At 67.9% G+C, this 8,238-nt stretch carries 8 protein-coding genes; 4 read left to right on the top strand and 4 right to left on the bottom strand.

Annotated features, from left to right (window positions below):
- The 4 genes from QOC69_RS03820 to QOC69_RS03805 form a co-directional block, all read left to right on the top strand.
- A partial coding sequence (locus QOC69_RS03820) for a hypothetical protein (RefSeq protein ID WP_526436524.1) occupies positions 1-379 on the top strand: 379 nt, incomplete at its 5' end.
- On the top strand, positions 376-1,068 hold the full coding sequence (locus QOC69_RS03815; protein WP_526436522.1) for an ABC transporter ATP-binding protein: 693 nt from the start codon (positions 376-378) through the stop codon (positions 1,066-1,068). The genes QOC69_RS03820 and QOC69_RS03815, both read left to right, overlap by 4 nt.
- A gap of 25 nt (positions 1,069-1,093) precedes the next feature.
- Complete coding sequence (locus QOC69_RS03810) at positions 1,094-1,738, top strand: ABC transporter ATP-binding protein (RefSeq protein ID WP_526436520.1); 645 nt, start codon at positions 1,094-1,096, stop codon at positions 1,736-1,738.
- Positions 1,735-4,404 carry an ABC transporter permease gene (locus tag QOC69_RS03805; protein WP_526436518.1) on the top strand — a complete coding sequence of 890 codons (2,670 nt, stop codon included), beginning with the start codon at positions 1,735-1,737 and terminating at the stop codon, positions 4,402-4,404. Before QOC69_RS03810 ends, QOC69_RS03805 begins: the two co-directional genes overlap by 4 nt.
- Here QOC69_RS03805 and QOC69_RS03800 read toward each other — a convergent pair.
- The 4 genes from QOC69_RS03800 to QOC69_RS03785 are packed head-to-tail and all read right to left on the bottom strand — an operon-like array spanning position 4,401 to position 8,205.
- Entirely contained in the window at positions 4,401-5,801 is a 1,401-nt protein-coding gene (locus QOC69_RS03800; protein ID WP_526436516.1) for a hypothetical protein, read from the bottom strand. The two genes, QOC69_RS03805 and QOC69_RS03800, sit on opposite strands and share 4 nt — an antisense overlap.
- 8 nt (positions 5,802-5,809) lie before the next feature.
- On the bottom strand, positions 5,810-6,142 hold the full coding sequence (locus QOC69_RS03795) for a PepSY domain-containing protein (RefSeq protein ID WP_526436514.1): 333 nt from the start codon (positions 6,140-6,142) through the stop codon (positions 5,810-5,812).
- Between the two features lie 46 nt (positions 6,143-6,188).
- Positions 6,189-7,547: a sensor histidine kinase gene (locus QOC69_RS03790; protein WP_526436512.1), complete on the bottom strand. Its 1,359-nt coding sequence runs from the start codon at positions 7,545-7,547 to the stop codon at positions 6,189-6,191.
- Positions 7,540-8,205, bottom strand: a complete 666-nt coding sequence (locus QOC69_RS03785; protein WP_526436526.1) for a response regulator transcription factor — start codon at positions 8,203-8,205, stop codon at positions 7,540-7,542. The genes QOC69_RS03790 and QOC69_RS03785 overlap by 8 nt, the downstream gene beginning before the upstream one ends.
- Positions 8,206-8,238 lie beyond the last annotated feature (33 nt).

The following is an 8,238-nucleotide window of genomic DNA, read 5'->3' as shown; positions in this document are numbered from 1 at the left end:
CTGGTACTTCGGCGAAGACACCAAGGAATACACGAACGGGGTCGTATCCAGCACCGCCGGTTCGTGGGAGGCGGGCGTCGACGGAGCGCTGCCCGGCATCATCATGCAGGCCAACCCGTTACAGGGCGCTGCCTACCGACAGGAGTACCGGCCGACGGTCGCGGAGGACGTGGCCCTGATCAAGCAACTCGGCGCCTCCGCCGAGGTCCCAGCCGGCCACTACTCCGACGTGCTGGTGACCAACGATCGCGACCTCCTCGACCTCAACAAGGACGAAGACAAGTACTTCGCGCCCAGCGTCGGCCTCGTCAAGCTGGGCGGGCTCGTGAACGGTCACCGCGAAGAGGTGTGGCTGGTCTCCATCCTGGCGCCGAAATGAACCCACCCCCGGGGCCGGCGTTGGAAGCGCTTGGGCTGTACCACATCTACCGCGAGGCCGACGTCGAGACCATCGCGCTTCGAGGCGCGGCGTTGACTCTCGAGGCCGGCACATGGACGAGCATCATGGGACCCTCGGGAAGCGGCAAGAGCACTCTCGTCTACGTGCTGGCCGGGCTCGTCGAGCCCAGCGGAGGAGCGGTGGTCGTCGACGGTGAAGACCTCACCCGTCTGCCTCCGCCCGCCCGGGCGCGCTGGCGCCGTAAGCGGGTGGGCGTCGTGCTTCAACGGGACAACCTCCACCCGCTCCTCGACGTCGCCGAGAACATCGAGCTGCCGCTGCGCCTCGAGGGGCGAGGACGCAACGAGATTCGAGCCCGGGTCGACCAACTTCTGGACGAGGTCGGTCTCGCCGACCGACGCCGACACCGGACAGGACAGTTGTCCGGCGGCGAATCGCAACGGGCAGCAATCGCCATCGCCCTGGCACCGCAACCGCAGGTGCTGCTGGCCGACGAGCCGACCGGCGAACTGGACGAATCGACGGCCGCAGGTGTGCTCGACCTCCTTACAACTCTCAAGGCGCGCGAGGGGGCGAGCATCCTCACGGTTACGCACAACCCGCAGGTCGCCGAGCGGGCCGACCAGCGACTCATCATGCGCGACGGCGAGATCCTCGATGTCGCCTGACGCGCCGGCCATCGAGGCGCGCGCTGTGACCCGGACCTACCAAGGTGGTGGACACCAGGTTCGCGGTGTCGACCAGGTGTCGCTCGCCGCCGCGCGGGGCGAGGTCGTCGCGGTTACCGGCCCAAGCGGCTCTGGGAAGAGCACCCTGCTATTTCTGCTCGGCGGACTCGACGTACCCGACGCGGGTCAGGTGTGCGTGACCGGCGTTGACTGGGCGACACTGCGGGGCCGCGCCCGCGCCCGATTTCGCAGGGAAACATGCAGTTTCATCGTTCAAGGTCTGGCGCTGCTTCCGCAGGCGACGGCGGCCGAGAACGTCGAGGTGCCGTTGCTGCTCGACGCCGTCGAGCCGACGGCACGGGCTCGCCGCGTGGCCGAGGCGCTGGAGAGAGTGGGACTGGCGCAGCACGCGCTCAAGCTGACCGACCAACTCTCCGGTGGCCAGCAACAGCGGGTCGCTATCGCCCGAGCGCTGGTGGTCGAACCCGCGGTCGTTCTCGCCGACGAGCCAACGGGAAGCTTGGACTCGGTGACCGCTGAGGAGATCGTCCGGCTGCTGGTTGCCGCCGCGCGCGAGCGTGACGCGGCAGTCGTCATGGTCACTCACGATCCCACCGTCGCGGCTCACGCCGATCGCGTGGTCGCCATGCACTCGGGCCGGCTCCAATGATCAGCTGGCTGACGGCACTGACGATCCGGCGTGCGCCGAGACGTTTCGTGCTCGGCACCCTCGGGGTCGCGTTTCCGGTCGCGATGCTCGCGGCGACGATGCTCTTCGTCGATGACGCCGACCGCGCCATGACCCGCGTGGCACTGGAACCGGTGCAGATCGAGATGCGGGCGATGGGCACATCGCTGGACGTCGACATGACGTCCGTCAGCCACGATCTGGGGGCGGTGCCGGCGGTCGCCCGCGCCGAACCGTTCGCGGCAACCAACGTGGTGGTCGACGCCCCTGGGGCAGGTAAGTGGACAGCCCGCCTGATCGCCGTCGACCCCTCCTACTTCGCCGGTCGCCCCTGGCTCCGCGTCGTGAGCGGCAGCCCGGGCGGCGGCGCACTCTTGGATGAGGCACTTCGCAACACTCCCGGATTCGCTTCGGCCGCAACGATCTCGATCGCGTTGCCCGGCGACGCCCCGAAGCTCTCGCTTGCGCTCCCAGTGACCGGAACGGTCGATCTGCGCCAGGCGACCACATGGTTCTCGATCCCCTCAGGAGACGTGCAGGGCGATGTGGTCGCGGTTCCCCGCTCAATTGTCATCGACTTCAGCACTTTCCAGCGCAACATCCTGCCGGTGCTGCAGGAATGGGCCACCCACGGGGGAATCTCACCGGTGTTCGATCCCGGATCCACCGATCTGCCGCCCGTGAGCGTCGAATCCCACGTCAGCGTTGACCACACCGCGTATCCGCCCAACCCGAGTCGCGCGACGGCGTGGTCGGGGCAGCTTCGATCGCTGCTGGAGCGACGGGCGGCGGGCTCAATCCTAGTTGCCGACAACGCCGCCGAGACGTTGGTGACTGCACAGTCCGATGCCACGAACGCGAAGATCCTCTTCCTCCTGCTGGGGATCCCCGGAGTGCTCGCGGCCGGCGCACTCGGTCTTGCTGCCGGGTCCGCCCTCGCCGAGGCCAACCGGCGTGAGGAGGCACTGATCCGGCTCCGAGGCGCCACGAGCGGGCAGGTCATCCGCTTGGCTGCGGCCGACGCGGCGATCGTCGGCCTCGCGGGATCCGCTGTCGGACTCCTCGTCGCAGTCGCCACAGTCAGTTTGGTGACCGATGGACCCGTATGGCGCGGTGTCGCTCCGGGAGACCTCGCCACCACGGCGATCATGGCCGTTGCCGTCGGCGCCGCGACCACGATCATCCGGCTTCTCCGACTCAGAAGAGCCGGGCGCGAGTCGGAAGTCGCCTTGGAACGCCATGTGCTGGAGCGTGGGTGGAGGCCGCTGTGGAAGCGGACGTACCTCGATCTGATCTTCATCGTCCTTGGCCTGTGCATCCTCGCCATCAATCGCCTGGCCGGCGGTTTGTCTCAGACCCCGATCGAGGGAACGTCCCTGGCACTGTCGTTCTACGTGCTGCTGGCACCCATCTTCCTGTGGTTGGGGGTCACGTTCCTGGCGGTCCGCGTCGTGCTGGCGATCCTGAGTCGGCGGGCGGAGCGGGGGCCGTCGAAGCCGTTGCGTTCTTGGCGCGACGCGGCCACCCGATGGACCGGCCGCCGTCCGGCACGCATGGCCGTGGCCCTCATCCTCGGAGCCTTGGCGGTGGCATTCGGCACGCAGGTGTTGGCGTTCGCGGCGACCTATCGCACCGCGAAATCGACCGACGCCCAAGCGGCTTTGGGCTCCGACATGCGGCTCACCCCAGCCGATCCGGCCAACGAGCTACCCCCACTCGGCCCCGGGATCGCCGCCGTCAGCCCGTTCCGCCTCGTACCTGCCCAAGCGGGAAGCGATCGCAAGACGATCATGGCGATCGACCTCTCCACATATCCCGCCGTGTCCACGATGGCACCGCGGATCCTGCAGGGTCAGGGCCCCCAAGCGCTCGCCGGCGACCGGCTGGGAGTCCTGTTGCTGAAAGAGCTCGCCGTCGACTTCGAGGTCGGGCCCGGTGACACGCTGCCGATCACGATCTTTCCGGACGATTACGAGAAGAGCACGAACCTGAAGCTCCACGTCCTCGGCGTCTACGGTTCGTTTCCTCCGACGAGCCCGCCGCCCGATCAACCGGCCGAGCTCGTCATGTCGGCGGCCGCGATCCCGCAGACGGTGCCGGCGCCCCCCGACTTCTACCTTGCCCGTGTCACTGCCGGGCAGTCGGTCAGCACAGTGGCCGCCGACGTCCACGCAAACCTGGCCGATCGATTCGGCGTGACGACGATCGGCAATCCTTTCCAGCGTGGCCTCACCGCGCTGAACCTCGCAGGGCTCGGTCGCATTGAAGCACTCGGAGCCGCGCTGATCGCCGGGGTCGGGGTCGCCGTGCTCGGGGCGTTCCTCGTGCTCGAACGGCGCCGCGAATTCGCGATCCTCCAGGCCGTTGGCGCGGAGACGCCCCAGGTCCTGGCGGGCCCGGCTTCCGAGGGTGTCCTCGTCGTGCTGGGGAGCCTGCTGATCGGTGTTCCCGTCGGCCTCTGCCTGGCACTGCTGGAGGTTCGAGTGCTCTCACTCTTCTTCGCCCTGCCCCCACCGCTACTCACGGTCCCGGCGGGCTCGCTCGCGGTGTTCATCGCCTTCATGGTGTTGACGTCGGCCATCGCCATGGCCGCAGCGCTCGCAGCCGTCACGCGGGTCCGCCCCGCCTCGGTATTGCGAGAGCCCTAGCGGGCGTGCAGTCCCGTCACGGCCTGCTTGAGCGTGGCCGCGGCACGGTCGACCGCAGGAAGATCTTCGGCGTCGGAGGCCTGCCGAAGTTCCTTCAGCGCGGTGTCGACAGCTCCCGCCTGCTCGACGCCGGGGCGGGTGCGCTCCCAGGTCCGTTCCAGGGCAGCCACATCGCCGAGCACCGCACCCGCATCGTCGGCCGCGACATCAACCGGAAGCTGGTCTGCCCACAAGGCCATGCGGGCCAGATCGACGTCGATCACCCGGTGGTACAGCAGCCGCAGATCGAGTTCGTTTTGCGCGATCCGCAGCGCAGCCGACTGAGCACCTCCCCAATCCCTGACGTCTATGGCAGTGGTGAGCTCGCCGATGTCCCTCTTCATCTGCGACTCCATCTGCGGCGGAATGCCCTTGGCAAGCACCGCCTCCCACGCCTGATTCAGCGCCGTAGCTGCTTGCTTCGCACGTTCGGCATCGGACGCCGCGACGGCGTCGAAGACTCCTCGCGCGGCGGCGGAGAGAGCGCCGAATTCGGCGGGAGCCGCATCCGCCCTTTTGTCGGTCGGCGACGCCAGCGACACCGCCTCGAGGTCTCCGCCTGGGACTCCGGTGGAGAACTCGCCGTATCCCGGCGCGAAGGTCTTCCCCTCCCGAGTGCCGTCCATGTGCAGCTCATTGACTTCCATTGCGCCGCTGATGTTTCCGCTCGGGCCGGCGATGTTCATGTCGACCTTGTCGACGCGCACCTCTTCGAACACGACCTCCGGGACGTTCTCCGGGCGATACACGTTGCCGACGCGCGGTTGGGCCGGCATGATCAGCGCGGCCGGTATCTTGTCGTCGACCACCCAGGTCCCTTCGGTGTCGGTGACCTTCCCGTCCTCGTAAGCGGAATAGTCCTCGCCGAAGTACCACACCGAGCCGTCGTCGGCCTGCGCGTACCGATCGATGTCCACCTCTTGGAGGCGGCCGTCCAGGTATGCCACGTACTGGATCAGAGCCGTGTTGATCGTCGCGCCGCGATACGGCGTCGCCTTCGTCTCCGGCAATAGGGTCACCTCGGTGCGGAATGGCTTGCCGTCGACATGACCGCCGTAGATGGTCTGCTCGACCCCGCTGGTCGGATGTAGCGGATTCGTGATCGGGGTCGGGTGACTGAACGTCGGTGTCCCCAGATCGACCCGTTCACTGTCCGGAGCGACGGGCAGGCAGTCAGTGGTCTTCTCACCAGATTCGGTGACAACTTTGATGCACTCCGCCGCCACCTGTGTCGACCCGCCGCCGCACGCCACGCCGAAGGTGGAGACGATCGGTACGCAGATCACCAGCGTGACGAGTCGGCGACGGGTGCTGTTGCCCCGGTCGCCACGCTCCTGCCCACCGGAGGCGGCATCCATCGTCGGGCCTAGTTGCCGTCGCCGTCGGGTTCGTTGTCCGCGCCCGCCGGATCGGTCTTACTGCCGACGACGTGGAACGCCGGGTCGAGGTTGACATCGGTCTGCCTGCCGTCGGCCAGCGTCACTTCCACCTGGTAATAGCTCTCCTCGTCGCCGACCTCGGTGGCGGTGACGGTGCCTCCGCCGGTGAATGCGAGCGCGGCCTGAGTCGCCTGCGCCAGCGCATCGCCGGTGATCGGTGTTCCCTCGCCGTCGTCGGGCTGCGCCGCCGCGATACCGGTCCCGATCGCGACCGCCGCCGCGCCCACCGCCGTCACGATTCCGATGTACTTGAGTTTCATGGCCGCCAGCGTGCGCCGAGCTTCCTGACAGCAACCTGAACGGAAGTCAGCCGTTGTCGGCGGGAAATGTCACTTCGCCGCGCGCCCCGCCGAGTGGTGATTGCGAAATCGATATTGAGCCGCCGTGCGCCCGGACGACCTCGTCGACGATGGCCAAACCCAGACCGCTGCCACCGTCGTCGCGGGAGCGTGATTCGTCGAGCCGAACGAACCGCTTCAGCACCCGTTGCCTTTCGGCCTCGGGAATCCCCGGCCCGTCGTCGCCGACTGTCAACACCACGTCGCCGCCGCGATCGGCGAGGGTGATGTCGACCCGGGTCTTGGCGTGCCTGGCGGCGTTCTCGCCCAGATTGCGCAACACCCGCCGCAACGCCTCGACGTCCCCGTGCACTCGCGCCGCCCCCACAGCTGACGTGTCGACCTGCAACGAGGTGGTGGACCGAAGGCGCCGGGCCTCCTCGAACGCCAGGTCGTCGAGGTCGACGGGCGCACGTTGCGGCGGGACGTGTTCGTCGGCCCGCGCCAGGACCAGCAGGTCCTCGACCAGTCGTTGTATCCGGAGTTCCTCGGCCAGCACCACGTCGGCCAGTTCGGTCGTGGTGATTCTGTCCGGATGCGCGAGGGCGACCTCGGCGTGCTGGCGGATCGTGGTGATGGGCGAGCGCAGCTCGTGCGACGCGTCGGAAACGAAGCGCCGCTGACTGTTTCGGGCTTCTTCCAGCCGGGCCAGCATGCGGTTCATCGTTGCGGCCAGCCGTCCGATCTCATCGTCGACGTCCGGCTGGGGAACCCGCCTGTGCAGTTGTGCGGCGGAGATCTCGTCGACCTCGCGTCGGATCGCCTCGACCGGGGCGAGCGCGCGGCCCACCATCGCCCAGGTGGTGACGGCCACCACGACCAGCAGTACCGGCAATCCGACCAACAGCAGACCGGTGACCAGCGTGGTGGTCTCGAAAACGCCAACCAGCGCACGGGCCACCAGCACCGTTCGCGGACCTTCGGGAGTCTGTGTGCCCTCGGCAACGGCCAGAAAGTCGTCGTTGTCCAATGGCGTGGGGATCTGCGCGGACTCGCGTGGCCGCAACCGCGCCACCGCGGGTTGACCGGCGACATTGCGGCTTGACGCGAGCACCGCGCCATCCGGGCCAAGCACCTGAATCAACTGCTCGTCGCTGCCGGCAACCTCCAGAACCGGCGGCTGGCCCGATTCGAGCTGACCCGCCACTTCGAGCGCCTGGGCGCGAGCGGGATCCTTGACCTCGTCGACGAGCGTGTTGCGCAGCACGATGAGAAGCACGGCCGCCCCAGCGACGAGCGCAACACCGACGACAATCGTCGCCACTACCGTGGTGGCCGCCCGCACTGTGCCCACCCGGGCGCGGATCCGTCGAACTACCTCACCCATGATCGGCGACCAGCCGGTACCCGGCGCCCCGAATGGTTTCGATCGCCGGCTCGTCCAGCTTCGTCCGGAGCCGTCGCACGTATACCTCGACGATGTTGGGATCACCGTCGAAGTCGAAGTCCCAAACGTGGTCGAGGACGTCCTTCTTGGACAGCACCTCGCCGGGATGGCGGATCAGGAACTCCAGGACCGCGAACTCGCGGGCGGTGAATCCGATTTCCTTGCCGCCCAACCACACCCGACGCGCCGCCGGATCCAATCGCAACTCGCCGACCTCGAGCACCGTGGGCCGGGGGCGTGCGCCTCTCCGCAGCAACGCCCGCAGCCGGGCGACCAGCACCGCGTATGCGAACGGTTTGGCCAAGTAGTCGTCGGCGCCGGTGTCCAGGCCCTCCACAATGTCGGTCACCCCGTCTTTGGCGGTGAGCATCAGGATCGGGGTCCAGTTGCCGTCGCTGCGCAGCGTCCGGCACACCTGGTATCCATTCGCGCCGGGCAGCATGACGTCGAGAACGATCGCGTCGAAAGGGTTTTCCCGCGCCATCCAGATGCCGTCGGTGCCGTTGTGCGCGACATCGACGGCGAAACCCTCGGCCTCGAGGCCCTTGCGCAGTCCGGCGGCGAGCCGGTGCTCGTCTTCGACCACTAGTAGACGCATCGTGGGGCAATGATCGCAGGCCGAAACTGACTT

It is taken from the genome of Mycobacterium sp. (genome assembly GCF_032162105.1).
Taxonomy (GTDB): Bacteria; Actinomycetota; Actinomycetes; order Mycobacteriales; family Mycobacteriaceae; genus Mycobacterium.
The sequence above is the reverse complement of the archived record's forward strand: the minus strand, read 5'-3'. Positions and strand labels throughout refer to the sequence as shown.